This window comes from Paucibacter sp. M5-1, assembly GCF_027498415.2.
In the GTDB taxonomy this organism is placed as follows: domain Bacteria; phylum Pseudomonadota; class Gammaproteobacteria; order Burkholderiales; family Burkholderiaceae_C; genus Roseateles_E.
Window position 1 is genome coordinate 1,226,110 of sequence record NZ_JAPZLM020000001.1, and the last position, 24,712, is coordinate 1,250,821.

Sequence of the window (24,712 nt, forward strand, 5' to 3'; positions counted from 1 at the left end):
GCTGACATGGTGCAGTCCCTCCGACGCCGCGCCCGGGCCTGGTGGCAGGCCCGCCATCCGCTCAGCGACACCCACCAGATGGGCCAGCGCAATATCTACATCCTGCCGAGCCGGCCGGGGCTGTTCTATTGCATCACCCTGGTCGTGCTGCTGCTGGCCTCGATCAATGACCAGCTGAGCCTGGGCTATCTGCTGACTTTTCTGCTGGCCGGCGCGGGTTTTGCGTCGATGCACGCCACCCACGCCAATCTGCGCGGCCTGAGCCTGGACCTGAAAGGCCCGCAGCCGGTCTTTGCCGGCGACGATGTGCAGCTGGAGGTGAGGCTGCACAACAGCGGCCGGGCACGCTATGGCATCGGCATTCAGGTCCGGCAAGGCAAGGAGGCGGAGCCGGCCTGGGCCGATGTGCCGGCGCTGGGCCACAGCCTGCTGCAGCTGCGCTGCCCGGCGGCCACGCGCGGCCTGATGCAGCTGCCGCAGCTGCGCGTCTCGACCCGTTTTCCGCTCGGCCTGTTCGGCGCCTGGAGCATCTGGCGGCCGGCGGCCCGGGTCTGGGTCTATCCCCGGCCCGAGCAGCCGCCGCCGGCCCTGCCCGGCCAGGCGGCCAGCAGCGGCGAGGGCCAGCGCGCCGCGACGCTGATGGTGCGCGGCCAGGACTTCGAGGGGGTGCGCCCCTACCGCCAGGGCGATTCGATCAAGCAGGTGCTGTGGAAGAAGGCCGCCAGCGCCCCCGACGGCCAGCTGCTGGTGCGCGAGACCCTGGCGCCGGCCAGCCGCCAGCGCTGGCTGGACCTGGCCGACACCGCCGGCCTGGACTGGGAGGCACGGCTCTCGCGCCTGAGCGCCTGGGTGCTGCTGGCCGAGCAGCTGGGCCAGTCCTATGGCCTGCGCCTGGGCGGGCAAGAACTGGCCCCCGATCATGGGCCGGCACAGCGCCAGGCCTGTCTGGAGCTGCTGGCGGCCGCTCCGCTGGAGCCGCTGCGATGAGTGCCCGACAGGACTTGATGGCCAAGCTGCGGCACCTGCCGCGTGAGACCCGCGACACCTTCTTCCTGCTGTTCGCGATCGCCGCCACCGCCCTGCCCCATGCCAGCCATCTGCCGCTGTGGTGCACGGCGCTGACCGGCCTGATGCTGCTGTGGCGCGGCCTGCTGGCCTGGAACGGCCAGGCACTGCCCGGGCGCTGGAGCCTGAGCCTGCTGCTGCTGGTGACGGCCGGCCTGACCCTGCTGACCCACCGCACGCTGATCGGCCGCGAGGCCGGCATCACGATGCTGGTGATGCTGATGGCGATGAAGACGCTGGAGCTGCGCGCGCGCCGCGATGCCTTCGTCGTGTTCTTCCTCGGCTTCTTCCTGGTGCTGACCCAGTATCTGTACTCGCAGTCGCTGCTGACCGGGCTGTGGACCCTGGTCAGCGTCTGGGCCCTGCTGAGCGCGCTGGTGCTGGCCCAGATGCCGGTGGGCCAGCCCAGCCTCAAGCTGGCCGCGACCCAGGCCGCCCGCACCACCGCGATGGGCCTGCCGGTGATGGTGCTGCTGTTCCTGCTGTTCCCGCGCATCGCGCCGCTGTGGGGCATCCCCAGCGACTCGGTGGGCCGCACCGGGCTCTCCAACGAGATGGAACTGGGCGCGATGTCGGAGATTGCCAACGACGAGAGCATCGCGATGCGGCTGCGCTTCGAGGGCCCGGCGCCGCCGCCGCAAGGCCTGTACTTCCGCGGCCCGGTGCTCAGTCGCTTCGACGGCCGCAGTTGGCGGCCGTTGCCCGGCAATAACAACCCCTTCATCAGCCGCGCGCCGGCCCCTCGGGTGCGGGGCCAGGTCTTGCGCTATGAGCTGACGATGGAGCCGCTGCGCCTGAGCGTGCTGCCGCTGCTGGAGAGCAGCCCCGAGGCCCCCGGCAGCGAGATGGATGTGCAGGGGCTGCTGCTGCGCCGCAGCATCGACCTGCAATGGCTGGCACCGCGGCCCATCACCGAGCGCCTGCGCCTGAACCAGCAGGCCTATCTGGACTATGACAGCGGCCCGCTGCAGCCGACCCTGGGCCTGCAAGCCTATCTGGAGCTGCCCCAGGGACTGAACCCGCGCACCCTGGGCTGGGCGGCCGAGCTGCGGCGCCGCCCCGAACTCGCCGGCCTGGACGAGCAGGCCTATGCGCCGGCCATGGTGGCCGCCGTGCTGCGCCATATCACCACGGCCGAGTTCATCTACACGCTGGCCCCGGGCCGCTACGGCGAGGTGACGCCGCATCTGATCGACGAGTTCTGGTTCGACCGCCGGCTGGGCTTTTGCGAGCATTTCTCGGCCGGCTTTGTCGTCGTGATGCGGGCGCTAGGCATTCCGGCCCGCATCGTCACCGGTTTCCAGGGCGCCGACCGCGAGCTGCAGGACGGCTATCTGGTCGTGCGCAACAGTCAGGCCCATGCCTGGGCGGAGGTCTGGCAGGCCGGGCGCGGCTGGGTGCGAGTGGACCCGACCGCCGCGGTGGCGCCGGACCGCGTCAATCTGGGCCAGGCCCTGAGCCCGCCGCCCGGCGCCTTCGCCGGCGCGCTGGGCCAGGTCAATCCGGCCCTGTGGCAGGGCTTGCGCGCCATTGCCCGGAGCTGGGAGCAGCTCAACAACCGCTGGCAGCAGTATGTGCTGAACTACTCGCGCAACGACCAGTTCGATCTGCTGAAGAAGCTGGGCTGGCGCAGCCCCGACTGGCAGTCGCTGGGCCAGCTGGTCGGCGCGCTGATCGGCCTGCTGGCCGGCGCCGGCGCGGCCTGGGCGGCCTGGCAGGCCCGGCCGCACGACGGCTGGAGCCGCCAGCGCAGCGCCATCCTGCGCGAGCTGCGCCGGCTCGATATCGCCGCCGCCGCCCACCAGGCGCCGCGCCAATGGGCCGCCCTGCTGCGAGCCCGTCACGGCGCGGCGGCCGAGCCGCTGGCACGCCAGCTGCTGGCGCTGGAGCTCGCGCGCTATGCGGCCGGCAGCACGGCGAAGGCCGCGAACACGGCCGGCTGGCTGAACCGCTGGCGCTGGCTGCGCGAGTTCCGTGCCGCAGGCCGTATGCTGCGGCACCAGACCATGAAGACCTCCTGATGTTGTTGCGTGCCCTGACCCTTGCCCTGATCACCGCCGCGCTGGCCGGCCCGGCCCAAGCCACCAAGAAGAAACAAGCAGCACCGCCGCCCGCCGCCGCGCTCTACGGCGAGCGCGAAGACCTGATGCGCTTCGCCAGCGAGCAGGCCGCACTGCTGGGCTGGAACGAGGCCGGCCTGCGCCGCCTGCTGTCCCAGGCCCGCAAGCTGCCCACGGTGCAGCGCCTGATCATGCCGCCGCCGGCCGGCACGGCCAAGGACTGGGCCGCCTACCGGGCCCGCTTCGTCGAGCCGCGCCGGCTGCAGGCCGGCCTGGCCTTCTGGGCCACCCATGAGGCCGCGCTGGCGCGGGCCGAGGCGCAGTACGGCGTGCCGGCCGAGCTGATCGCCGGCCTGATCGGCGTCGAGACCTTCTACGGCCAGATCACCGGCGGCTTTCGCGTGCTGGACGCGCTGGTGACGCTGGGCTTCGACTTCCCGCCGGGACGGCGCGACCGCAGCGAGTTCTTCCGCGCCGAGCTGGCCGAGTTCCTGAAGCTGTGCCAGCGCGAGGGGCTGGACGCGGCGACCGTCAAAGGTTCCTACGCGGGCGCAATGGGCTGGCCGCAGTTCATGCCCAGCAGCTGGAACAAGCACGCGATCGATTTCGATGGCGACGGCCACGTCGACCTGATCGCCAACCCGGTCGACGCGATCGGCTCGGTGGCCCACTACCTGGCCCAGCATGGCTGGCGGCCCGGCATGCCCACCCATTACACGGTGGCGGTACCGGTCGACACCGTCGAGCGGGCCCGCCTGCTGGCGCCCGACATCCTGCCCAGCTTCAGCGCCGCCCAGTTCGCCGAGGCCGGTGCCGAGCTCTCGGAGGCCGGCCGCGAACACCAGGGCGCGCTGGCCCTGGTCGAGCTGCAGAACGGCACGGCCGCGCCCAGCTATATCGCTGGCACCGCCAACTTCTATGCGCTGACCCGCTACAACTGGTCCAGCTACTACGCCTATGCGGTGATCGAGCTGGGGCGCACGCTGCGTGGCTTCAGGGACAGCGCTCAAAAACCCTGATCGTCGGCGCCCGAAAGGCCCACCTCGCGCTCGACCACCGCCGTGCGCTGCCAGTAGCGCCGCCCCAGCTCGCGCTGGCATGAGGGCTCGGGCGCATCGCTGCGCCAGCGCAGCGCGCCGCAGTCGGCCGAGTTCCAGACCGGCACGCCGCGCGCCTGCAGCCGTGCCAGCACGGCCGGGGCCGGATGGCCAAAGCGGTTGCGATAGCCGGCCTGCACAAAGGCCTGGCGCGGCGCCACCGCGTCCAGGAAAGCCGGCGTCGACGAAGTCTGGCTGCCATGGTGGGCCAGCATCAGCAAGTCGCTGGGCAGCTGCGGCAGGCCCAGCAGGCTCTGCTCCTGGGCCGCCTCGATATCGCCGCTCAGCAGGACGCCGCGCGCGCCGGCCCGCACCTTCAGCACACAGGACAGCGCATTCGGTTTGACGGCCTCGCGCCGGTAGTCGGCCGGCTGCGGGTGCAGGATCTCGAAGTCCACGCCGTCCCAGCGCCAGCGCAGGCCCCGCTCGCAGCGGCGCTGCGGCGCGCCTGCCGCCAGCAAGACATGACCCTCGTCCAGCGAGCTCAGCAGCGCGCGCACCGGCAAGCCGGCCAGCAGCGCGGCGGCGCCGCCGACATGGTCCTGGTCGCGGTGGCTCAGCAGCAGCAGGTCCAGTTCGCGCACGCCCAGCGCCCGCAGCAGCGGCAGCAGCACCCGCTGGCCGGCATCGGCCTGGGGCGTGTACTGCGCGCCGCTGTCGTAGAGCAGGCTGTGGTTGGCGGTGCGCAGCAGCACGGCCGTGCCCTGGCCGACATCGGCGGCCAGCAGCTCCAGCTGGCCCGGCGCCGGGCGCGGCACGGCCGGCCACAGCAGGCCCAGCGCCAGCGGCAGGCCCAGCAGCCGCGAACCCCAGGGCAGCGGCAGCACCAGCAGCAGCGCCGCCAGCAGGCCGCAGACCTGGGCCCATAGCGGCGCCACCGGCACATGCCAGACCGCCCAAGGCAGGCCGGCCAGCCAGCGCAGCCACAGCATCAGCCCCTGCAGGCACAGCACGGCCAGGTCCCACAGCAGCGGCACCAGGCTGCCGGCCAGGGCCAGCGGCGTGATCAGCAGGCTGACCACCGGGATCGCGACCAGATTGGCCAGCAGGCCGACCGCCGAGATCTGCTGGAAGAACAGCAGGGTCAGCGGCGCCAGACCCAGCGTGGCGACCCACTGGCTGTGCAGCGCCGCGCCGAGTTGAGCGCGCCAGCCCGGTGGCAGCAGGCCGGGCCCGCTGGCCATCAGCAGGCCGACCGCGACAAAGGACAGCCAAAACCCCGCCTGGCTGATCGCCCAGGGATCGATGGCCGTCACGACGCAGGCCGCCAGCAGCAGGCTCAGCGGCCAGGGCCAGCGCAGGCCCAGCTGGCGCAGCAGCGCCAGCGTCAGCAGCATCCAGACCGTGCGCTGGGCCGGCACACCCCAGCCCGAGAACAGCGCATAGGCCAGCGCCACCCCGACGCCGGCCCACAGCCCGGCACGCGGCGCGGGCAGCCACAGGCAAGACCTGGCACTGCGACACCACAGCCCGGCCACCGCCCAGCCGGCGGCCCAGGCAAACATCGTGATGTGCAGACCGCTGATCGCGACCAGATGGCTGATGCCGGTATCGCGGAACAGGCTCCAGTCGGTGCGCGTGATCGCCGCCTGCTCGCCCAAGCTCAGTGCCACCAGCACGCCGGCGGCCCCGGGGTCGGGGACATGGCGCTGGATCGCATCGCGCAGGCGCTGGCGCCAGCGGTCGATGCGCCAGGCACCGCCGGCCTCCAGCAGCCGATGGCCGCCGGGCCGCAGCACGCCGGTGGCGCGCAGCCCCTGCTCGAACAGCCAGAGCTCGTAGTCGAAGGCATGGGGGTTGGAGAGGCCGTGCGGGCGGCGCAGCCGCACCAGCAGCTGCCAGTGGTCGCCGGCCCGCCAGTCGGGCAGCGGCACACCCGGCTGGGCATAGGCGCTCAGCAGCAGGCGCGGCGGCACCTGAGGCTCGGCGCTGCGCTGCGGGTCCTCGGCCCGCTCGACCATGAAGACGAAGCGCCGCCCCGGCAGGCCACCCTGGCCCTGCACCGCCTGCGGCAGCGAGGCGATGCGACCGCTGAGCAGCAGGTCGCGCCCCTCCCAGGCGGCCGGCAAGGCCTGATCGAGCCGCTGCTGGGCCCGCCAGGCGCCCTGGCCGAAAGCCAGCAGGCCCAGGCTCAGCGCCAGCAGCAGGCCGCGCGGCCAGGCCCGGGGTCTGAGCAGCGCGAGCCCGGCCAGGGCCGCTGCAAGCAGCAGCACCGCCGCCAGCTCGCGCGCCTCGGGCAGGCGCGCGCACTGCTGCAGCGCCGCCAGGCCGGCCAGCCAGGCCAGCAGCGCCAACACGGCCGAATGCGGCGTGCGCCATGCGTCAGGCATCCGCTTCCTCCCTGGAAGCTCGGTGTAGGATTCGCGCCAACTTTCTAAACCTTTTTACCTGCCGTGAGTAGCCCCCGATGAGCACAACCGTCTATGAGCGTCTGAAGAACCTGGGCATCGAGTTGCCGCCCGTGGCCGTGCCGGTGGCGGCCTATGTGCCCTATGTGCGCAGCGGCAATCTGGTGTTCCTGTCCGGCCATATCGCGAAAAAGGACGGCAAGCCCTGGGTCGGCAAGCTCGGCCTGGACACCGATACCGCCACCGGCAAGGCGGCTGCCCGCGCCATCGCGATCGACCTGATGGGCACGCTGCAGGCCGCCGTCGGCGATCTGAACAAGATCACCCGCATCGTCAAGCTGATGAGCCTGGTCAACAGCACGCTGGAGTTCACCGAACAGCATCTGGTGACCAATGGCGCCTCGGAGCTGTTCGCCGAGGTTTTCGGCGAGCGCGGCGCCCATGCGCGCAGCGCTTTCGGTGTGGCCCAGAACCCGATGGGGGCCTGCGTCGAGATCGATCTGGTGGTGGAAGTGGACGCGGACTGATCAATGTTCCTGACCGCCTCGAAACTGCCGGCGCGCGTGCTGGCCTTTGTCTGCCTGGCCAGCTTCGGCGGCGTCGCGATCGCGCTGATCGCCCAGCATGGCTTCAACGTCAAGCCCTGCCCCTGGTGCGTGATGCAGCGGGCCCTCTTCCTGCTGCTGGGCGCGGTGGCCGGCCTGGGCTGGCTGCTCAAGAGCAGCGCTGCGCTGCGCAAGCTCTCGCTGGGCGCGGTGCTGCTGCTGTCGCTGGCCGGCCTGGCCTCGGCCTACTACCAGCATGAGGTGGCCTCCAAGCTGGCCTCCTGCGATATGACCCTGGCCGACCGGGTTGTCACCGCGCTGGACCTGGAGACGCTGTGGCCCGATGTCTTCATGATCACCGCCTCCTGCGCCGAGGCCGCCGCCTACCGGCTGCTGGGCCTGCCTTATGAGTTCTGGAGCGCCCTGCTGTTCGCTACGATCTTCGTGGCCGGCGTGCTGGCATTGCGGCGGCGCTGAGCCCGGCCTCATGCGCTCACGATGCCGCCGCTGACCCCCGCCGAGGTGCTGAGCATGGCGCGCCGCGCCGGCGCAGCCTGGCTGGCCGACGGGGCGCCCAGCATGGGCGCGGCCATCGCCTACTACACCTTGTTTTCGCTGGCGCCGCTGCTGCTGATCGTCGTGTCCGTGGCCGGCCTGGTGTTCGGCGCCGAGGCCGCGCGCGGCGAGATCTATGGCCAGTTGCAGGCGCTGCTGGGCAGCGCCGGTGCGCTGGCGGTGCAGGGGCTGCTGGAGAGCGTCAACCGGCCCGGTGGCAGTCTGCTGGCCACGGTATCGGGGCTGGTGCTGATGCTGATCGGCGCGACCTCGGTGTTCGCCGAGTTGCAGAGCACGCTGGACCGCATCTGGCGCGTGCCGGCCCGGCCTCTGAACGGGCTGTGGGCGCTGCTGCGCGCGCGCCTGCTGTCCTTCGGGCTGATCCTAGGTTTCGGATTTTTGCTGATGGTCTCGCTGCTGATGGGTGCGGCGCTGTCAGCGCTGCACAAATGGTGGTCACCGCTGCTGGGCGGCTGGGATGATCTGATCCTGGTGATCGATCATCTGCTGAGCTTCGGCCTGATGACGGCGATGTTCGCGCTGATCTACAAGATCATGCCCAGGGCACGGGTGGCCTGGGTCGATGTGTGGGTCGGTGCGGTGGTGACGGCCGCGCTGTTCAGCATCGGGCGCAGCCTGATCGGCCTATATATCGGCAGCACCGCGATCAGCTCCGGCTTCGGCGCGGCCGGCTCGCTGGTGGTGCTGCTGATCTGGGTCTACTACTCGGCGCAGATCTTTCTGCTGGGCGCCGAGTTCACCTGGGTGTTTGCCCACGCGCGCGGCTCGCGCCGGCATCTGCCGATGCCGGCCTGATCAAGCCGTCTGCGGCTGCAGCAGCAAGGCGCACCAGGCCCCGTCGACCAGGGCATACAAGGCCCGCACCGCGCGCGGCTTGGGGCCTACCGGCCGGCTCAGCCGCGCCGCGCAGAGCTGGGCCGCGCGCCGCAGTGCGGAGACCTCCGGGCGGTTGCCGTGGCAGTGTTCGCGCGCCACCACCAGGCCGGCGTCCTGAAGCGTCGACCCATCGGAAAACTCGACGCGCGCACGCACGACGATGCTGGCGGGTGTGCTCAGCAGCAGATCCACATCGAGCGCCGGTTCGGCCTCGGCACGCTGCGGGCTGTTCATGATCCTGTTCATGCAGCGATGCTAGGCAGGCCGCGCGCCTGCCCCTGTCGGGCCACGGCGCGGCTGCATGTAGGACAAGGCCGCATTGCCTGGGCGGGCCGGCGTCCTACAGGGCCAGGCGTCGCCCGCCGATGCCCGCCGCGCCGGACCAGACCTAGAGTCGAGCCATCCAAGCCACGCCAAGGACTCGACATGATCAAGTGGGCCCTCATCTTCGCCCTGATCTCGGTGATCGCCGGGGTACTGGGCTTCAGCGGCATCGCCGCCGGCGCCGCCGGCATCGCCAAGCTGCTGTTCTTCGTCTTCCTGCTGATCTTCGTCGTGCTGCTGGTGCTGGCGATGCTGGGCGTCGGCGCGCTGCGCAAATAGACGCGGGCCCCCGAGGAGCTCTGCATGCATCCCCGGCCCGGCCCGCGCATCACCGTGCTGCTTGCGGGCCTGGCACTGGGCCTGAGTCTGAGCTTCGGCGGCTGCGCCACCCGCGCCCTGCCCGCGCGTGCCGACGCACCGCCGCCCACCGCCAAGGCCGGAAAGGTCGCGGCCCGGCTGACGGTCAGCGGCCAGCGCGGGCGTCTGGGCCAGGCCCAGCGCGAGGCGGTGCTGCGAAAGATCGGTAGTCAGGGCAGCGCCTCGCTGCTGCACCGCCATCTGGCCGCGCAGACCGCCGTCGATGACGATGTCCATCTGCATGCGGGCAATGAGGCCCGCTTGCTGCTCGACGGGCCAGCCACCTTCGCCGCGATGTTCGAGGCCATCGAGCGGGCCCGCCACAGCATCCTGCTGGAGAGCTATATCGTCGAGCACGACGGGGTGGCCCAGCAGCTGGCCGCGCTGCTCAAGCGCAAGCGCGCGCAAGGCGTGCAGATCGCCGTGATCTATGACGCGCTGGGCTCGATAGGCACCGACCCCGCCTTCTTCGAAGCGCTGCGCGAGGCCGGCATCGCGGTCTGCGCCTTCAACCCGGTCAACCCCTTGCAGCGTCCGGGCTACTGGGACATCACGCACCGCGACCACCGCAAGATCCTGGTGGTCGACCGCGACGTCGGCTTCACCGGCGGCATCAATATCAGCGCGGTCTATTCATCAGGCTCATCAGGTTCATCGGGCTCGTTCGGCCGCAAGCGCAGCGACTCTGCCAAGGAGCGGGGCTGGCGCGACACCCAGATCCGCCTGCGCGGCAGCGCGGTGCCGGCGCTCGATGACTTGGTGCGCAGCACCTGGGTGGCTCAGGGTTGCAAGGAGGCGCTGCCCGCGCTGACGCCGACGCCGGCCGCCGCCGCCGGCGAGCAATTGCTGCGGGTGATCCCGTCCACGCCCGACGACGAGTTCAACAAGATCTACGTGATGCTGCTGACCGCGATCGACAGCGCGCAGCGCAGCGTCTACCTGACGATGGCCTATTTCGCGCCGGGCGAGGACATGGTGGCGGCGCTCAGCGATGCGGCGCGGCGCGGCGTCGATGTCCATCTGCTGCTGCCCTCGGTCAGCGACTTCGCGCCGGTGCTGCACGCCGGGCGTGGCTACTACGAGCGGCTGCTGGAGGCCGGGGTCAAGATCCATGAGCTGCAAGACGCGGTGCTGCATGCCAAGACGGCGGTGATCGACGGCGTGGTCTCGACCGTGGGCTCCAGCAATATGGACTGGCGCAGCTTCACCGGCAATAACGAGGTCAATGCCGTCGTGTTTGGCGAAGACTTCGGCAACGCGATGACCGGCATGTTCCGCCGCGACCTGGCCGCTGCCCAGGCCATCGAGCTGCAGGCCTGGAAGAACCGCCCGCTGTGGCAGCGCGCCCGCGAGACGCTGGCGCAGTGGTTCGAGCGCTGGTGGTGACGGGGCAATGGGGCCTGGTCCTACACGCCCAGCCGCCCTTCTCCGATGGCCCGGCCGGGGCGGTCTTTCTAGACTGAAGCCATCGGATCAGGGACACCCAGCACGTCGTTCCGGCCGACCGCCCTCCTCTGAAACAGACGAAAGGATTCACCATGAACTGGGACCGCATCGAAGGCAACTGGAAACAAGTCACGGGCAAGGTCCGTGAGCAATGGGGCAAGCTCAGCGACGACGATCTCGACGTCGTCGCCGGCCGCCGCGACCAGCTCAGCGGCAAGATCCAGGAGCGCTACGGCATCGCCAAGGATGAGGCCGAGAAGCAGCTCGCCAGCTGGGAGCGCGGCGTCAACGACAGCTGGTTCAAGTGAGCCCTGATCGCACCCGCACAGCCCCGACCGCAAACCGCAAGGAGAACTCCATGAACGAAAGCAATACAGCGCTGGGCAGCAATGCCGGCCATAGCGTCGAACAAGCGGCCGCGCTGGCCGCCAGCAAGGCCGAGGAGGCGCTGCGCAGCACCCAGCGTGCCAGCAACGGCGCTCTCGACCATCTGCAGGGCCGAGTCCATGAACTGGGCCAGACCGTGCCCGGCGCCCTGGGCAATGCGGTCAGCCATGCCGAGGAGCTGGCGCGCCGCGGCCTGGAGAAGGCACGCCTGGCCAGCGCCGAGGTGCGCGATCAGGTCAGCCGCGGCAGCGAGCGCTCGGTCGCCTATATCCGCGATGAGCCTGTCAAGTCCGTGCTGATGGCCGTGGCGGCCGGCGCGGCGCTGGCCGTGATCGCGGGCTGGGCCAGCCGTTCGCGCAGCCAGCACTGAGCAGGCAAGCGGCGGGGCCACCGGCGATGATTCATCCTTTGATTGGCTTGGTGGCCACCCGGCCGGAGCTGCTGTCCGAGCATCTGGGCGCCTACGCCCAGCTGGCGACGGCCGAAAGCATCGAAGCGCTCGCGCAGCTGCGCCGGCGCAGCCTCTGGGCCGCCGCGCTGTTCGCCAGCCTGGTGCTGGGCCTGGGCCTTAGCGGCGGTGCGCTGATGTTGCTGGCGGTCGTGCCGCTGGCCGAGATGCCGATGCCGGCCTTGCTGGCCGGCGTCGCCGTCGCGCCGTGGCTGGCGGCCGGTCTGTGCTTCTTGATGCTGCAGGGCCAGCCACCGTCCCGCCTGTTCCCGTTGCTGCGCCAGCAGTTGCAGCTGGACGGTGCGGTGCTGCAGGAAGCGGGCAAGACCTCATGAGCGCCGAGATCGCGCTGCAAAGGCTGGCGGACTCGCGACTGCGCCTGCGCCAGGCCATGGGCGGCGACCGCCGCGACGCCGAGCAAGCCAGGCAAGCTGCCGGCCGCCCGCTGCCCCGGCTGAGCGCGCTGTGGCGCTGCTGGCGCCGGCGTTTGCGCAGCTCGCCGCTGGCCGACGCGGCACTGACCGGCCTCCAGGCCGTCTGGCAACATCATCCCTGGCGGCGTCCCGCCGAAGCGGCATGGCTGCAAGCGCAAGCATCGCTGCTGCCCACCGTGCGGCGCTATCCACTGCTCACCGTGGGACTGGTCGCGCTGGGCAGCGCCGCCTTCGTGGCCAGCAAGCCCTGGCGCTGGGGCGTGGTCAAGCACCGCTTCGGCTCACGGCCGCTGGGCGCCTGGTTGTGGACGCAGCTGCGGCGGCTGCCGCTCGAAGCTTTGTTGGCCCAACTCCTGTTGATGACGGCGGCCGCCAGGCCGGCCGCTGGCACTGCGGACGGTGCCGACCCGCAAGAGCCCAAGCGCTAGGCGAAGAAGCCCAGATCGCGCTCGCTGTAGTTGGCGATCTGCGGCAGCAGGCGCGGCAGCTCGCTGGCGGACACGCCCATCCAGCTGGCCAGCGTGGCGGCCAGCTGGTCGACCGAGCGGGTCGGCAGCAGCCGGCCCTGGCCGACGTCGTCGGGCCCGTTGATCGCCACCACCGGCGCCTGGCCCCAGCAACGCCCGCCCCTGACCGCGCCACCCAGCACGAAATGATGGCTGCCCCAGCCATGGTCGGAGCCGTCGCCATTGCTGGTCAGCGTGCGGCCGAAGTCCGAGGCGGTAAAGCTGGTCACCTGCTCGGCCACGCCCAGCTCGGCGGTGGCGGCATAGAAGCTGGCCAGCGCATCGCTGACGCGGCCCAGCAGCAGCGGGTGCTGGGTCGGCAGCAGATCATGGTTGTCAAAGCCACCCAGCGAGACGAAGAAGACCTGGCGGCTGACCCCGAGGCTGGCGCGCGCGGCGATCAGCCGGGCGACCATCTGCAGCTGGGTGGCCAGACTGTTCGTCGGGTCGAAGGTGGTGCTCAGCGCCGGCAGGCTGCTCATCGCAGCTGCGACGATGGACTGGGCATTGACCGAGCGTGCGACGACGCGGTTGAGCTCCTGCTCCATCCAGTGGCTGCGCTCGGCCGTGATCAGGCTGCGCAGGGCATCGGCGCAGGCCTGCGAGCCGTACAGCGGCTTGCTCACGCCATTGATTGCGACCGCGCCGCCGCTGGACATCTGGTACTGCACCGCCTGCTGGCCCGACATGAAGACCGCGTTGCCGGAGACATTGATGCAGGTGAAGGTGGCGTTGCCATTGGCGGACAGGAACTGGTCGCCCAGGCGCCCGCCCCAGCCGCTGGTCGCGCCCTCGGGCATGCTGGACTGCCAGATGCTGGACTGGTCGTTGTGCGAGAACAGCTTGGGCGGCAGCGGCACGCTCCTGGCCTTGTACTGGGCCAGCGTGGTCGGCTGCACCAGGGTGCCGACATTGAGCAGCAGGCCCAGCTTGCCGGCATCGTACAAGGCCTTCATCCGGCCCAGCTGCGGCGCGAGCGCCAGCTGGCGGCCATCGGCCAGCGGACTCAGCGCGGTGGCGGCGAGCTGATCGCGCGGCGTCGCGATGGCACCGCGCAGGCTCTGGTAGGCCTGATGGCTGGCCGGGTCGTAAGGCACAACGGTGTTGGCCTGGTCGTTGCCGCCATGCAGGAAGACGCAGACCAGGGCCTTGTAGTCGCCCGGCGCGGTGGCGGCCGCCGCCTCGCCGATGCCGGCCAGGCTCAACGCCCAGGGCGCGGCGGCGCCGGCCACACCCAGGGCCGAGGCGCGGCGCAGGAACTCGCGCCGCTGCAGTTGATGGATCTTGCTGTGATGCATGCGATGCCTGCCTACTTCTGGATCTGGTATTCGGGGCTGGCCATGACCAGCAGCACGGCGGCCTGCACCCGGTTGAGCTGGCGGGCCTCGGTGTCGACCTTCATCGTCGCCAGCGCGGTCGCGATGGTCGCCTTGGTCGCGGCGCTCAGACCGTCGCCGGCCAGGCGCAGCGCGACGCGCTCGACCAGGGCCGGCGCATCGGCCGCCAGCGCCAGTTCCTCGGTATAGACCGACTTGAGCTCGCCGATGCCGTTGGCCACGACACCTTGCATGAAATTCAGATAGCCGGCCACCGTGCTCTCGTTGCAGAGCTGGAACTCCGGCGCGGTGATGCCGTTGCTGCCCAGCTGCGAGTTCGGCGGCACATAGCCGGGGCGGAAGAAATTGAACACCGAGGGGCTGCGCAACGGGCTCTGGCCCAGCCGCGTGGCCGGGTTGGAGGTGTCGCCGACATTCCACAGATCGGTCGGCGAGCTCAGGCCGAAGCTGCGGCCCCACTGGATGAAGCGCTGCAGCGGCTCGCGCAGCCGGCCGCTGGACGGCGCGCTGCCGACATTGCGGGCTTCCTCGTCCAGCAGCACGGCGGCGATTACCGCCTTCATATCGCCGCGCTGGCCCGTGCCGTTGTTGTTGAACACGCCGGCCACCCGCCGCACATAGGCCGGGCTGGGGTGCGAGCAGACCAGGCGCTGGATCAGCTGGCGGCCGATGAAGGGGCCGACATTGGGATGGTTGGCCAGGGTGTCGAGCGCGATCTTCAGCGCCGTCGGCCCGTCGGCCGTGGCGGGAATGTCGACCTGGAGCACCCGCTTCGCGCCGCTCGCAAAGCGGCCGGCGTTGTGGCTCATCGGCCGGCGCATGAAGCTCGGATCGGTCTCGCTGCGGCCGTCGAAATCCCAGCCGGTGAAGACCCGCGCCAGCTCGGTGATATCGGCCAGCGTGTAGCTCTCCTTGGGCTGGCCGCCGGCGCCCAGCACCGGAGTGCCGTCGAGATTGAGCTCGTGCAGGCCTATCGTGAACAGCTGCATCACCTCGCGCGCATAGTTTTCGTCCGGTGCGCTGCCCTTGCCGTCCTCCTTCTTGTTACCGCGCATATTCAGGTAGACGCCCATGCCGCAGGACAGGGTCACGCCCTCCAGCAGATCGCGGAAGGAACCGAAGGCACGCTGCTCCAGCATGTCCACATAGGCGGCCGCGGCGAAGTTGCCCCAGGCCACCGGCAGGCCCGTCATCGAGACCACGAAGATCTCGCTGAGCGCCATCACGACACGCTGGCGCAGCGCGTCCGGCGAGGACAGCCATTTGCGCCACAGACTGTTGTCGACACCGCTGAAACTGTATTTGTAGCTCTCGGCCCCATAGCCCTTGGCCAGCAACCAGTCGACGTGCGAGCTGCCGCCGCTGGCCCGGAACTGCTGCTCCAGCCAGGCGGCGTAGCCCCCCGACTTGACGCTGGCGATATCGGCCATGCTGGCGGAGAAACCGGCCTGGGCGAGGAAGCGCGCCGCGGCGGCGTCGGTGATCGGCACCTGGACCGGGGCCGGCGCCGGCGCCGAGTCGGGCTGGGCCGTGGTGCCGCCGGCCTCACCGCCGCCACCGCCACCACAGGCGCTCAAGGCCGCAGTGACGCCCAGCAGACTCAGGCTTTCTTGGGACAGCGCGATGCGCTGGGCAGGCACTACGGGGGTGGGCTCGGCAACAATCGTGCTCATGCGGGCTCTCGCTAGGATTCGAGGGCGCAATCTAAGGGAGCGACGGCTCCCGCCCGGTAACGAGCCTCCCGGCTTTGCAAGAGGGCGTAAGACCCGGGGCATAGTTCACGCTGGAGCCCGCATTGCACGCCCGAGCCAGCCGCGGCGATGCATGAAAAAGGGCCGCGATCAGCGGCCCTGTAACGAAGCGAAACCCGGCTCAGCGCAGCGGCACGCCGGTCTTGCTCTGCACGAACTCGCGCGTCACGCCCTCGGCCAGCTCGACCAGCTTCAGGCCCTCGGGCGTCACATCCATCACGCCCAGGTCGGTGATGATGCGGTTGACCACGCCCACGCCGGTCAGCGGCAGTGTGCACTTGGGGATGATCTTCAGGTCCTCGCTGCCGTCCTTCTTCTTCGCGACATGCTCCATCAGCACGATCACGCGCTTGACGCCGGCCACCAGGTCCATCGCGCCGCCCATGCCCTTGACCATCTTGCCGGGGATCATCCAGTTGGCCAGATCGCCGTGCTCGCTGACCTGCATCGCGCCGAGGATGGACAGATTGATCTTGCCGCCGCGAATCATCGCGAAGCTGTCATGGCTGCCGAAGATCGACGAGCCCTTGATCGTCGTGACGGTCTGCTTGCCGGCATTGATCAGGTCGGCGTCGACCTCGTCCTCGGTCGGGAAGGGGCCGATGCCCAGCATGCCGTTCTCGCTCTGCAGCCAGACTTCCTTGTCCGCCGGCACGAAATTGGCCACCAGCGTCGGGATGCCGATGCCCAGGTTCACATAGAAGCCGTCTTCGAGTTCCTGGGCCGCGCGGGCCGCCATTTGGTCTTGTGTCCAGGCCATGATCAGGCTCCCTTCTTCTCGGACAGAGTGCGCTTCTCGATGCGCTTCTCGGGGTTGGCGTTGACGACGATGCGGTGCACATAGATGCCCGGCAGATGCACCTCGTCCGGGTCGATCGCGCCAGTCTCGACCAACTGCTCGACCTCGACCACGGTGATCTTGCCGGCCATCGCAGCGGCCGGGTTGAAGTTGCGCGCGGTGCGGCGGAACACCAGATTGCCGCTCTTGTCGGCCTTGTAGGCCTTGACCAGGGACACATCCGGGTTCAGCGCATGCTCCATCACATAGGTCTGGCCGTCGAACTCGCGCAGCTCCTTGCCCTCGGCAACGATGGTGCCGACGCCGGTGCGGGTGAAGAAGGCCGGGATGCCGGCACCGCCGGCGCGCAGCTTCTCGGCCAGCGTGCCTTGTGGCGTGAACTCCAGCTCCAGCTCGCCCGCCAGGTACTGGCGCTCGAACTCCTTGTTCTCGCCGACGTAGCTGGAGATCATCTTCTTGATCTGGCGCGTCTCGAGCAGTTGGCCAAGGCCGAAGCCATCGACGCCGGCGTTGTTGGAGATCACGGTCAGGTTCTTGACCGCGCTGTCGCGCAGCGCCGCGATCAGGGCCTCGGGAATGCCGCACAGGCCGAAGCCGCCGACCGCCAGCAACTGGCCGTCGGCGACGATGCCCTGCAGCGCCTGGGCGGCGCTTGGGTAGAGTTTGTTCATCGGATTTGTCTCCGTGTGTAGCTGTCGAACGGCGCTCAGCGTACTACTTAATGCAATACGTAGGCGGTACGTAGAATCGCCTAAACCACCGAGAGACATCCCGTATGAAGCTCAGCGCCAGCGATCTGCAAGCCGCCATTCCCACGATTTTCGCCCCCTGGATCAGCGCCATGGAGCTGCAGGTGCAGGAGGCCGCGCCGGGCGCGGTGCGCCTGCTGATGCCGGTCAAGCGCGAGTATGTGCATGTGGGCGGCGTGATGTGCGGCCAGGCCGCGATGGCGGCGGCCGATACCGCGATGGTGCTGGCGATGATGGCCGAGCTCGGCGAGTTCAGGCCCATGACCACGGTGCAGCTGAACACCAGCTTTCTGCGCCCGATCTCGGCGGACCATTGCCTGATCAGCGCCAAGGTCCTGCGCAGCGGCAAGAGCCTAGCCTTCGGCACGATAGACATTGCCAACCCCGACGGCCGCCTCGCCGTGCAGGCCACCACCACCTACGCGCTGCTCGGATGAGCGTGGACTATCGCACCGCCTTCGAGATGGCGCCTATCGGCCTGATCCTGTCGGAGCGCCGCCAGATCCTGGACTGCAACCACCGCGTGCTCGCGATCTTCGGTGCGCAGCGCGAGCAGCTCGTCGGCCACAGCTTCGAGCTGCTCTACCCCAGCCCGGCCGAATTCGAGCGCACCGGCGCGCGCATCGTCGCCAGCCTGGACGCCACCGGCTTCTATGCCGACGACCGGGTGATGCGCCGTGTCGCCGGCCCCGAGGGCGGCCAGCTGTTCTGGTGCCATGTCTCGGGCCGCGCGCTGGACCCCAAGGACCCGCATGCCAAGGGCATCTGGAGCTTCGAGGACCTGTCGGCGCACCGCCAGATCAAGGCCGATCTGACCGCCCGCGAACGCGAGATCGCGGCCCTGCTGATCGAGGGCCTGACCAGCAAGCTGATCGGTCGACGCCTGGGCATCAGCCCGCGCACCGTCGATGTCTACCGCGCCCGGCTGATGAAGAAGTACGAGGCCGCGACCACGCCGGAGCTGGTGCACAAGCTGCTCGTGGCCTGAACCGGCGGTCGGCCGTCTCAGCGCTCCATCGTCACCGGGCGCAGCTCGCGGATATAGAACACGCCGTCCCAGTGCCGACCCAGGCCCGCGCCGCCGCCGGTGGGCAGGCCATAGCCGAACTCCATGGAGCGCGAGGGCAAACCGGCAAGATCGGCGCGCATCGGTCGCGGCGCGTCCAGGAAGATGAACTCGGCCGGGTTCTGCGCCAGCGCCGTCTCCAGGCTGCGCGGATAGGCCGGCGGCACCGGCTGGACCTGGCCCGAAGCGAATTCGAGGAAGGCCCCCTGCAGCGCCGTCGTGTTCAGCACGTAGTAGTCGCGGCCCAGCTTCTCGCCGAGGATGTCGCCGGCAAAGCGGTGCTGGGCATCCAGCTTGACGCCCCGGCCCAGATGGATGATGTGACCCCAGATCACCGCCTTCTTGCCCGGGTAGAGCTGCTGCAGCTGCCACAGCACGTTGTCGGCCATCGCATGGTCGCGCTGGTAATCGCCACGCCACAGGGTGGCGGCCTGGGCCTGCAGGCTGGCGAGGCTGCGGCACAGCAGGCCGTCCTCGCCACGGTGCTTGCCGGCGCAGAGCCGGCCGCGCAGCCGCTCGGCCAGCGCGTCGAAACGCTGCTGCTCGGCGGCCGGCGGCGCGCGCCGCTCGAGCGTGAACAGCGCGGCCGCCAGGCGCTCGAACAGCGGCCAGTCGGGCTCGGCACCGCCCAGACGCGCCTTCAGCCGCGGCAGCAGCTCGCGCTGGCTCAGTTCGCCGCTGAGCTGGCTGTCTATGCCCGACAGCAGCAGCGGGCGTGGCCCGGCCTGGCGCTCGTCCAGATAGCGCAGCAGGCCACGGCCGGCATCGCTCTTCGAGTACATATAGAACACCTTGCCGGGCGCCAGCGCCTCGAGCTTCTCGCCGCGCCGCATGGCCTCTTGCAGCAGCGCGATATCGAACACCCCGCTCTCCAGCAGCAGCACCTCGAAGCCCTGGTGCTCATGCAGATAGCGCAGCAGGCGCAGCCGCAGCTCGAACTCCTCGCGCCCGCCATGGGTCTGCTCACCCAGCGCCACCACCCGCGCCTGTCCGACCGCCGCGCCGAAAGCCTGCAGCTGCGCATCACTGATCTCGGCCGCCGTGGCCGCCGGCATCGCCTGGGCATGGCGGCCGACCCAGCTCATCGCCGCGTCGCCAAAGGCCGGCGCCGCCGCCATGGCCGCCAGCAGCGCGGCCGCCAGCCACTGTCTTCGTCCCCTCATCGCCCGTCCCCTCGTCTGGATAGCCGGCCAGCTTAGAGGGCCTGGGTTTAAGAGCGCATTAACGCTGCAGGCCGGCCGCCGCGTCGCGAGGCCGCAAAACCGACCTGGGACATTCCCTAGGGGCAGGGCCCGTCCGGCGGCGGTCTGGCACCGATTTATCGGCCTGTTTTCACTGTGAAGAAAGTCACGGTCGGGCCCTATTGCGCGCACTGACAAGCCCTGACCCCACCCCCATGAATGTGGGGGAGCCCGGCGATGTGCGAAGCGCGGTGCGCGGCTTATCGTCGGGCCTCGCGGCATGGTGAGCTGCGGCTCCCGGGCCGCAGCAGGGCAGGCAGCGCAAGTTCCGACGACAAGGTCCGCATGGGCAGTACGGGGACCGATCAGAACCGGCGAACGCTTGGTCACGGTGCCACACACATTGCCATTGATCCCTCGCGGATTCGCGCCCTCACAGGAGCTTGCCTCATGAAACCCATCAAGAAGATCGCCGCGCTGCTCGCCGCAGCCGCCGCCCTCAGCCTGCCTACGGCCGCGCTGGCCGGTTTCGTCTGGAACGAGACTGCCCCGGGCGCCGGCGACCTGCTGGGCACGGCCCAGACCACGTATGACAGCGGCTTCAACACGCTGAGCGGCATCGGCGGCGCGCTGACCGCCAGCGTGCCGGTCGGCGGCAACCCGCGCCACCAGGTTGATCTCTACAAGATCCGCATCAGCGACGCCGCCAGCTTCTCGGCCAAGACCCGGGACACCGGCTTCGATACCGCGCTCTACCTCTTCGACACCGCAGGCCTGGGCGTCTACATGAACGATGACATGCCTGATCTCTCCGGCCTGACCTCGCTGCTGCCCAGCGGCGATGCCAGCTCACCGATCAGCGACGGCATCTACTACCTGGCCGTCGCGATCGGCGGCTTCGTCGCCGATGGCGCCAACGGCAGCCCCTCCTTCCTGGCCGGTGGCTTCAACGATGTGCTGGGCGGCGATGCCGGTGCCGGCGCGCTGGCGGGTTGGACCGGCTTTGACAGCGGCAGCGAGTCGCCACTGAGTTACTTCATCGAGCTGACCGGCGCCACCAATGCCGAGCTGCCCGAGCCCGGCACGATAGGCCTGGTGCTGGCCGCCGGCCTGGGGCTGTGGGCCTCCTCGCGCCGGCGCGCCCCGCGCACGCCCTCGATCGCCGCCGCCTGACGCCACCCGCTTCTGCAACAAGGAGAACTCCATGTTCAGTTCCCGTACCGCAAGACACGCCCTGCTGAGCGCTGCCGCGATGGCAGCCTTGGGCGCTGCCGTCGCCCAGACCCCCTTGCCCAATACGGCGGCAGCGCTCGCGCTGCCCAGCCCGCAAACCCAGCAGCGCAACTCGCTGCTGCGCCAGCAGACCGGCACCGTGCAGGTGGCCGTGCGCCTGACCGATGCACCGCTGGCCCAGGCGCTGGCGATGAATGCGAAGAAGACCGGCGGCGGGATGACGCTGGCACAACGCCAGGCCTATATGGCCAGCCTGAAAAGCAAGCAGGACGCCTTGATGGGCCAGATCCAGGCCCTGGGCGGCAAGGAACTGGGCCGCCTGGGCAAGGCCTACAACGCCGTGGTGATCTCGGCCGACGCCGCCAAGCTGCCGCATATCGCGCGCCTGCCCGGCGTCTCGGCGCTGCGTCCGGTGGTCGATCACCAGAAAGCCCTGAGCAGCACCGTGCCCTATGTCGGCGCCAAGGTGCTGCAGGACCTGGGCCTGAGCGGCCAGGGCGTCAAGATCGCGGTGCTGGACTCCGGCATCGACTACACCCACCGCAATCTCGGTGGCTCGGGCCTGATCTCGGACTTCAATGCCGCGGCCGCTGCCGCCGCCGGCATGGCGCCGGCCACCCTGTTCCCCAGCGCCAAGGTGATCGGCGGCTATGACTTTGTCGGCGAGACCTGGCCCAATGGCCCGCAGCTCGCCGATCCGAACCCGATAGACGCGGGCGTCGGCTCCGGCCACGGCACCCATGTGGCCGATATCGCCGCCGGCGCCAGCCTGGACGGCCTGCACAAGGGCATGGCGCCCGGCGCCTCGCTGTATGCGGTCAAGGTCTGCAGCAGCGTCTCCACCAGCTGCAACGGCCTGGCGATCCTGCAAGGCATCGAATGGGCGATGGACCCGAACGGCGATCTGGACTTCTCCGACGCCGCCGACATCCTCAACCTCTCGCTGGGCGCCAGCTACGGCCAGCGCGAGAACCCCTCGACCGAGGCGATCAGCAATGCCGTGCGCTTCGGCATCGTCGCCGCGATCTCGGCCGGCAACTCGGCGGACCGCCCCTTCATCGTCGGCTCGCCGTCGAACGCGCCCGAGGCCATCAGCGTGGCGCAGACCAGCATGGCCAATGCCGGCGCCATCCCGCTGGTCGTGACCGCGCCGGCCGGCATTGCCGGCGTCTATTCGAACACCGCGACGCTGGACTGGGCACCGATAGGCGCCGGTTTCGGCGGCACGCTGCGGCGTGCCGGCCCGAACGGCTCGGCCAACGCGCTGGCCTGCGAGATGGCGACGACCATCGATTTCACCGGCACCGTGGCCCTGATTGATCGCGGCGTCTGCTCGATCAGCATCAAGGTGGCGAACGCGGCAAACCGCGGCGCGATCGGTGTGGTGATCGCCAACAATGCGGCCGGCGACGCGCCCACCTTCAGCTTCGGTGGCGGTGCACCGATGGTGCCCAGCCTGGTCGTCACCCAGGCCATCGGCAATGTGCTGAAGTCGGTGCCAACCGACACGGCACAGGTCAGCGTCAGCCCTGCCAACAGCATCCCGCTGGCCGGCAGCATGACCGCGACCTCCTCGCGCGGCCCGTCCTACAATTTTGCCGCGATCAAGCCCGAGATCGGCGCGCCCGGCGCCTCGGTCTCGGCGGTCAACGGCAGCGGCAACGGCACCGAAAGCTTCGGTGGCACCTCGGGCGCAGCGCCGGTGGTTGCCGGCGCGGCCGCACTGCTGCTGCAGAAGTTCCCGAATGCGGCGCCGCCCGAGATCAAGGCGCGGCTGATGAATGCGGCCAACCAGACGGTCTATACCAACCCGGCCACCCAGCCCGGCGTGCTCGCACCGATCTCGCGCATCGGCGCCGGTGAGCTGCGCGTCAATGCCTCGGCCGCGCTGACCACCGGCCTCTGGGACGCCAGCAACAGCTACAGCCCGGCCCTGTCCTTCGGCAGCCCGCGCGCCACCGGCGTGACGACCTTGAGCAAGAAGGTCGCGGTGCGGAACTACAGCGCCACGCCGCGCACCTACACCATCACCCGCAGCTTCCGCTATGCCGACGATGCGGCCAGCGGCGCGGTGGTGCTGAATGCGCCGGCCTCGATCGCGGTGCCGGCCAATGGCACGGCGGCCTTCACGCTGAGCCTGGTGCTGGATGCCTCCAAGCTGCCCGCATGGAACCTCGGTTCCGCCGCCAACCAAGGCAACGGCGCGCTGCTGCAGGGCGTCGAGTTCGACGGCTACATCACCGTGGCCGACGGCACCGACGGGGCCAGCGTGCCCTGGCATGTGCTGCCGCGCAAGAGCGCCAATGTGGTCGCCGCGACCAATGTGGCGCTGGGCGGTGCGGCCGCAGGCAATCTGCCGATCAGCAATGTCGGCGGCGCGGTCTCCGGCCCGCTGGAGATCTTCTCGCTGACCGGCAGCAGCCCGCAGATCAGCGGCCAGCAGCCGGCCTATGGTGGCGGCCAGGCCATCGTGGATCTGCGCGCAGCCGGCGTGCGGGCGGTGGATGTGGGCGGACTCGGCCTGCAGTTCGGCATCTCGACCTATGGCGAGCGTGCGCACCCGGCCTATCCGGCCGAGTTCAACGTCTATGTCGATGCCAATAACGATGGCATCTTCGATGCCGTGGTCTACAACGCCGAGAACGGCACCTTCGCCAGCAGCGGCCAGACCATCGTCTGGGTGCAGAAGCTCAATCCGGACGGATCGAACAATGGCGGGGCGGTTGCACGCTTCTACGCCGGCGCCGATCTGATGTCGGGCACTATGATCATGACCGTGCTGGCCAGCGATCTGGGGGTGACAGACCCGAACCAGCAGATGAGATTCTCGGTCTTCGCCTTTGACAACTACTTCACCGGCAGCCAGACCGATGCCATCACCAATATGGTTTACACGCCGGCCACGCCGCGCTTTGCCAGCGGCATCGGCAACTCGCTGGGCGTGCCGGTCGGCTTCAATGGCACGCTGCCGGTGAACCACAACCCGGCCGGCGCTGCCGCCTCGCCGTCGCAGACCGGTTTGCTGCTCTTGAATGGTCTGGCCAAGACCGGTCGTGAGGCCGATCTGGTCCTGATCAACCCCTGAGCAACGCCGCTCCCGTGAAAGCCACCGCTGCGGCGGTGGCTTTTTTTTCGTCAGGTGCGGCGCTGGCCCATGCGCTCGAGCATTTCGAACAAGCCCATGCCCGCCAGCATGGCCGCGACAAAGATCAGCGCCTGGCCCTCCCCCATGCCCAGCGCCACCAGGGCCGGGCCCGGGCAGAAGCCGGCCAGTCCCCAGCCGGCGCCAAAGGCCAGGCTGCCCAGCACCAGGCGGTGGTCGATATCGCGCGCGGTCGGCAGCCGCATCGCCTCGCCCAACCAGGACAGGCTGCGCGAGCCGGCCAGGCGGAAGGCGATCAGCCCCACCGCAATGGCCCCGGCCATCACCAGGGCCAGCGAGGGATCCCAGGCCCCGGCCAGATCGAGAAAGGCGATCACCTTGGCCGGATCGGCCATGCCCGAGATGATCAGGCCCAGGCCGAACACCAGGCCCGCCAAGGCGGCACTCAAGACAATAAGCAGCATCGCGACTCTCCTCAGCCCGCCAGTAGATGGCGCAGCACGAACACGGTGACAAAGCCGGCGGCCATGAAGGCCAGGGTGGCGACCAGCGAGCGCGGCGACAGCCTGGAGAGGCCGCAGACGCCATGGCCGCTGGTGCAGCCGGCGCCGTAACGGGTGCCGACGCCCACCAGCAGGCCGGCCGCCATCAAGGTCCCGGTGCCGGCTTCGATGCGCGGCACCGGCAGCGGCGCGAACAGGCCGTAGACCCACGATGCCCCCATCAGACCCAGCAGGAAGGCGACGCGCCAGGCCACGTCGCGCCGTGCCGGCCGCAGCAGCCCGCCGAGGATGCCGCTGATGCCGGCGATGCGCCCGTTCAGCAGCAGCAGCAAGGCGGCCGCCAGGCCAATCAGCGCGCCGCCGGCCAGGGCAGTCCACGGGGTGAAAGAGTTCCAGTCCAGGGTCATCACGCCTCCATCGAGCAAATCAAGCGGATCGGAACATCCGCCGCCGCGCATTGTGATTCAAAGCAACGCCACGCCGGCCCGGTACGGAGCTTAGGGATGCGCGCCGCCGCCGGC

The 24,712-nt window shown here is 69.8% G+C and carries 25 protein-coding genes; 16 read left to right on the plus strand and 9 right to left on the minus strand.

Annotated features, from left to right (window positions below; translation table 11 throughout):
- Positions 1-6 precede the first annotated feature (6 nt).
- Genes O5M90_RS05630 through mltB form a run of 3 tightly spaced genes read left to right on the plus strand, consistent with a single transcriptional unit; the run spans position 7 to position 4,144 of the window.
- A complete protein-coding gene (locus O5M90_RS05630; protein WP_269840297.1) occupies positions 7-987 on the plus strand; it encodes a DUF58 domain-containing protein in 981 nt (326 codons plus the stop codon).
- A complete protein-coding gene (locus tag O5M90_RS05635) occupies positions 984-3,086 on the plus strand; it encodes a transglutaminase family protein (RefSeq protein ID WP_269840298.1) in 2,103 nt (700 codons plus the stop codon). The genes O5M90_RS05630 and O5M90_RS05635 overlap by 4 nt, the downstream gene beginning before the upstream one ends.
- Positions 3,086-4,144 (plus strand): lytic murein transglycosylase B, encoded by a 1,059-nt coding sequence (mltB, locus tag O5M90_RS05640; RefSeq protein ID WP_269840299.1) that lies wholly within the window; start codon positions 3,086-3,088, stop codon positions 4,142-4,144. Before O5M90_RS05635 ends, mltB begins: the two co-directional genes overlap by 1 nt.
- Here the strand turns inward: mltB and O5M90_RS05645 are convergent.
- A complete protein-coding gene (locus O5M90_RS05645; RefSeq protein ID WP_269840300.1) occupies positions 4,132-6,552 on the minus strand; it encodes a DNA internalization-related competence protein ComEC/Rec2 in 2,421 nt (806 codons plus the stop codon). The genes mltB and O5M90_RS05645 overlap by 13 nt on opposite strands.
- A gap of 77 nt (positions 6,553-6,629) precedes the next feature.
- Here O5M90_RS05645 and O5M90_RS05650 point away from each other — a divergent pair, with 77 nt between their 5' ends.
- Genes O5M90_RS05650 through O5M90_RS05660 form a run of 3 tightly spaced genes read left to right on the plus strand, consistent with a single transcriptional unit; the run spans position 6,630 to position 8,486 of the window.
- Entirely contained in the window at positions 6,630-7,097 is a 468-nt protein-coding gene (locus O5M90_RS05650) for a RidA family protein (RefSeq protein ID WP_137941985.1), read from the plus strand.
- 3 nt (positions 7,098-7,100) lie between these two features.
- Positions 7,101-7,592 (plus strand): disulfide bond formation protein B, encoded by a 492-nt coding sequence (locus O5M90_RS05655; protein ID WP_269840301.1) that lies wholly within the window; start codon positions 7,101-7,103, stop codon positions 7,590-7,592.
- A gap of 21 nt (positions 7,593-7,613) precedes the next feature.
- Positions 7,614-8,486, plus strand: a complete 873-nt coding sequence (locus O5M90_RS05660) for a YihY/virulence factor BrkB family protein (RefSeq protein WP_269840302.1) — start codon at positions 7,614-7,616, stop codon at positions 8,484-8,486.
- Here the strand turns inward: O5M90_RS05660 and O5M90_RS05665 are convergent, their stop codons facing one another.
- Complete coding sequence (locus O5M90_RS05665; protein WP_262970455.1) at positions 8,487-8,813, minus strand: hypothetical protein; 327 nt, start codon at positions 8,811-8,813, stop codon at positions 8,487-8,489.
- Positions 8,814-8,993: 180 nt separating this feature from the next.
- On the opposite strand from O5M90_RS05665, the gene O5M90_RS05670 reads away from it, so the two are divergent.
- From O5M90_RS05670 to O5M90_RS05695, 6 genes are all read left to right on the plus strand, one after another.
- Positions 8,994-9,170, plus strand: coding sequence for a DUF1328 family protein (locus tag O5M90_RS05670; RefSeq protein ID WP_266008619.1), 177 nt, complete (start codon positions 8,994-8,996; stop codon positions 9,168-9,170).
- Between the two features lie 24 nt (positions 9,171-9,194).
- On the plus strand, positions 9,195-10,634 hold the full coding sequence (gene cls / locus O5M90_RS05675) for a cardiolipin synthase (protein WP_269840303.1): 1,440 nt from the start codon (positions 9,195-9,197) through the stop codon (positions 10,632-10,634).
- Positions 10,635-10,786: 152 nt separating this feature from the next.
- Positions 10,787-11,002, plus strand: a complete 216-nt coding sequence (locus tag O5M90_RS05680) for a CsbD family protein (protein ID WP_137941979.1) — start codon at positions 10,787-10,789, stop codon at positions 11,000-11,002.
- Between the two features lie 50 nt (positions 11,003-11,052).
- Positions 11,053-11,451 (plus strand): hypothetical protein, encoded by a 399-nt coding sequence (locus O5M90_RS05685; protein WP_262970452.1) that lies wholly within the window; start codon positions 11,053-11,055, stop codon positions 11,449-11,451.
- Positions 11,452-11,477: 26 nt separating this feature from the next.
- Complete coding sequence (locus O5M90_RS05690) at positions 11,478-11,864, plus strand: hypothetical protein (protein WP_269840304.1); 387 nt, start codon at positions 11,478-11,480, stop codon at positions 11,862-11,864.
- Entirely contained in the window at positions 11,861-12,391 is a 531-nt protein-coding gene (locus O5M90_RS05695) for a hypothetical protein (RefSeq protein WP_269840305.1), read from the plus strand. Before O5M90_RS05690 ends, O5M90_RS05695 begins: the two co-directional genes overlap by 4 nt.
- On the opposite strand, the gene O5M90_RS05700 is transcribed toward O5M90_RS05695, so the two are convergent.
- The 4 genes from O5M90_RS05700 to O5M90_RS05715 form a co-directional block, all read right to left on the minus strand.
- Positions 12,388-13,767 (minus strand): DUF1501 domain-containing protein, encoded by a 1,380-nt coding sequence (locus O5M90_RS05700; protein WP_269840306.1) that lies wholly within the window; start codon positions 13,765-13,767, stop codon positions 12,388-12,390. The genes O5M90_RS05695 and O5M90_RS05700 overlap by 4 nt on opposite strands.
- An 11-nt stretch (positions 13,768-13,778) precedes the next feature.
- The gene (locus tag O5M90_RS05705; RefSeq protein WP_269840307.1) at positions 13,779-15,479 is read right to left on the minus strand and encodes a DUF1800 domain-containing protein; all 1,701 of its coding nucleotides are present in this window, start codon (positions 15,477-15,479) and stop codon (positions 13,779-13,781) included.
- 199 nt (positions 15,480-15,678) lie between these two features.
- On the minus strand, positions 15,679-16,317 hold the full coding sequence (locus tag O5M90_RS05710; RefSeq protein ID WP_137941974.1) for a CoA transferase subunit B: 639 nt from the start codon (positions 16,315-16,317) through the stop codon (positions 15,679-15,681).
- Between the two features lie 2 nt (positions 16,318-16,319).
- Positions 16,320-17,027, minus strand: coding sequence for a CoA transferase subunit A (locus O5M90_RS05715; RefSeq protein WP_137941973.1), 708 nt, complete (start codon positions 17,025-17,027; stop codon positions 16,320-16,322).
- Positions 17,028-17,131: 104 nt separating this feature from the next.
- Between O5M90_RS05715 and O5M90_RS05720 the strand changes: the two genes are divergently transcribed.
- Both O5M90_RS05720 and O5M90_RS05725 read left to right on the plus strand, forming a co-directional pair.
- A complete protein-coding gene (locus tag O5M90_RS05720) occupies positions 17,132-17,542 on the plus strand; it encodes a PaaI family thioesterase (protein ID WP_269840308.1) in 411 nt (136 codons plus the stop codon).
- Positions 17,539-18,093, plus strand: a complete 555-nt coding sequence (locus O5M90_RS05725) for a PAS and helix-turn-helix domain-containing protein (protein WP_137941972.1) — start codon at positions 17,539-17,541, stop codon at positions 18,091-18,093. The genes O5M90_RS05720 and O5M90_RS05725 overlap by 4 nt, the downstream gene beginning before the upstream one ends.
- A gap of 17 nt (positions 18,094-18,110) precedes the next feature.
- Here O5M90_RS05725 and O5M90_RS05730 read toward each other — a convergent pair whose 3' ends face one another.
- Complete coding sequence (locus O5M90_RS05730; RefSeq protein ID WP_269840309.1) at positions 18,111-19,334, minus strand: erythromycin esterase family protein; 1,224 nt, start codon at positions 19,332-19,334, stop codon at positions 18,111-18,113.
- A gap of 468 nt (positions 19,335-19,802) precedes the next feature.
- Here O5M90_RS05730 and O5M90_RS05735 point away from each other — a divergent pair, with 468 nt between their 5' ends.
- Positions 19,803-20,525, plus strand: coding sequence for a PEP-CTERM sorting domain-containing protein (locus tag O5M90_RS05735; protein WP_269840310.1), 723 nt, complete (start codon positions 19,803-19,805; stop codon positions 20,523-20,525).
- Between the two features lie 31 nt (positions 20,526-20,556).
- Positions 20,557-23,670 (plus strand): S8 family serine peptidase, encoded by a 3,114-nt coding sequence (locus tag O5M90_RS05740; protein WP_269840311.1) that lies wholly within the window; start codon positions 20,557-20,559, stop codon positions 23,668-23,670.
- Between the two features lie 50 nt (positions 23,671-23,720).
- Here O5M90_RS05740 and O5M90_RS05745 read toward each other — a convergent pair whose 3' ends face one another.
- Both O5M90_RS05745 and O5M90_RS05750 read right to left on the minus strand, forming a co-directional pair.
- Entirely contained in the window at positions 23,721-24,152 is a 432-nt protein-coding gene (locus tag O5M90_RS05745) for a DUF6691 family protein (RefSeq protein WP_262970443.1), read from the minus strand.
- A gap of 11 nt (positions 24,153-24,163) precedes the next feature.
- Positions 24,164-24,598: a YeeE/YedE family protein gene (locus O5M90_RS05750; RefSeq protein ID WP_269840312.1), complete on the minus strand. Its 435-nt coding sequence runs from the start codon at positions 24,596-24,598 to the stop codon at positions 24,164-24,166.
- Positions 24,599-24,712: the final 114 nt, after the last annotated feature.

Excerpts from the sequence above, each read along its gene's own strand:
- O5M90_RS05630 (WP_269840297.1), top strand. The coding sequence starts at position 7 with ATGGTGCAGTCCCTCCGACGCCGCGCCCGGGCCTGGTGGCAGGCCCGC.
- O5M90_RS05635 (WP_269840298.1), top strand. The coding sequence starts at position 984 with ATGAGTGCCCGACAGGACTTGATGGCCAAGCTGCGGCACCTGCCGCGT.
- mltB (WP_269840299.1), top strand. The coding sequence starts at position 3,086 with ATGTTGTTGCGTGCCCTGACCCTTGCCCTGATCACCGCCGCGCTGGCC.
- O5M90_RS05645 (WP_269840300.1), bottom strand. The coding sequence starts at position 6,552 with ATGCCTGACGCATGGCGCACGCCGCATTCGGCCGTGTTGGCGCTGCTG.
- O5M90_RS05650 (WP_137941985.1), top strand. The coding sequence starts at position 6,630 with ATGAGCACAACCGTCTATGAGCGTCTGAAGAACCTGGGCATCGAGTTG.
- O5M90_RS05655 (WP_269840301.1), top strand. The coding sequence starts at position 7,101 with ATGTTCCTGACCGCCTCGAAACTGCCGGCGCGCGTGCTGGCCTTTGTC.
- O5M90_RS05660 (WP_269840302.1), top strand. The coding sequence starts at position 7,614 with ATGCCGCCGCTGACCCCCGCCGAGGTGCTGAGCATGGCGCGCCGCGCC.
- O5M90_RS05665 (WP_262970455.1), bottom strand. The coding sequence starts at position 8,813 with ATGAACAGGATCATGAACAGCCCGCAGCGTGCCGAGGCCGAACCGGCG.
- O5M90_RS05670 (WP_266008619.1), top strand. The coding sequence starts at position 8,994 with ATGATCAAGTGGGCCCTCATCTTCGCCCTGATCTCGGTGATCGCCGGG.
- cls (WP_269840303.1), top strand. The coding sequence starts at position 9,195 with ATGCATCCCCGGCCCGGCCCGCGCATCACCGTGCTGCTTGCGGGCCTG.
- O5M90_RS05680 (WP_137941979.1), top strand. The coding sequence starts at position 10,787 with ATGAACTGGGACCGCATCGAAGGCAACTGGAAACAAGTCACGGGCAAG.
- O5M90_RS05685 (WP_262970452.1), top strand. The coding sequence starts at position 11,053 with ATGAACGAAAGCAATACAGCGCTGGGCAGCAATGCCGGCCATAGCGTC.
- O5M90_RS05690 (WP_269840304.1), top strand. The coding sequence starts at position 11,478 with ATGATTCATCCTTTGATTGGCTTGGTGGCCACCCGGCCGGAGCTGCTG.
- O5M90_RS05695 (WP_269840305.1), top strand. The coding sequence starts at position 11,861 with ATGAGCGCCGAGATCGCGCTGCAAAGGCTGGCGGACTCGCGACTGCGC.
- O5M90_RS05700 (WP_269840306.1), bottom strand. The coding sequence starts at position 13,767 with ATGCATCACAGCAAGATCCATCAACTGCAGCGGCGCGAGTTCCTGCGC.
- O5M90_RS05705 (WP_269840307.1), bottom strand. The coding sequence starts at position 15,479 with ATGAGCACGATTGTTGCCGAGCCCACCCCCGTAGTGCCTGCCCAGCGC.
- O5M90_RS05710 (WP_137941974.1), bottom strand. The coding sequence starts at position 16,317 with ATGGCCTGGACACAAGACCAAATGGCGGCCCGCGCGGCCCAGGAACTC.
- O5M90_RS05715 (WP_137941973.1), bottom strand. The coding sequence starts at position 17,027 with ATGAACAAACTCTACCCAAGCGCCGCCCAGGCGCTGCAGGGCATCGTC.
- O5M90_RS05720 (WP_269840308.1), top strand. The coding sequence starts at position 17,132 with ATGAAGCTCAGCGCCAGCGATCTGCAAGCCGCCATTCCCACGATTTTC.
- O5M90_RS05725 (WP_137941972.1), top strand. The coding sequence starts at position 17,539 with ATGAGCGTGGACTATCGCACCGCCTTCGAGATGGCGCCTATCGGCCTG.
- O5M90_RS05730 (WP_269840309.1), bottom strand. The coding sequence starts at position 19,334 with ATGAGGGGACGAAGACAGTGGCTGGCGGCCGCGCTGCTGGCGGCCATG.
- O5M90_RS05735 (WP_269840310.1), top strand. The coding sequence starts at position 19,803 with ATGAAACCCATCAAGAAGATCGCCGCGCTGCTCGCCGCAGCCGCCGCC.
- O5M90_RS05740 (WP_269840311.1), top strand. The coding sequence starts at position 20,557 with ATGTTCAGTTCCCGTACCGCAAGACACGCCCTGCTGAGCGCTGCCGCG.
- O5M90_RS05745 (WP_262970443.1), bottom strand. The coding sequence starts at position 24,152 with ATGCTGCTTATTGTCTTGAGTGCCGCCTTGGCGGGCCTGGTGTTCGGC.
- O5M90_RS05750 (WP_269840312.1), bottom strand. The coding sequence starts at position 24,598 with ATGACCCTGGACTGGAACTCTTTCACCCCGTGGACTGCCCTGGCCGGC.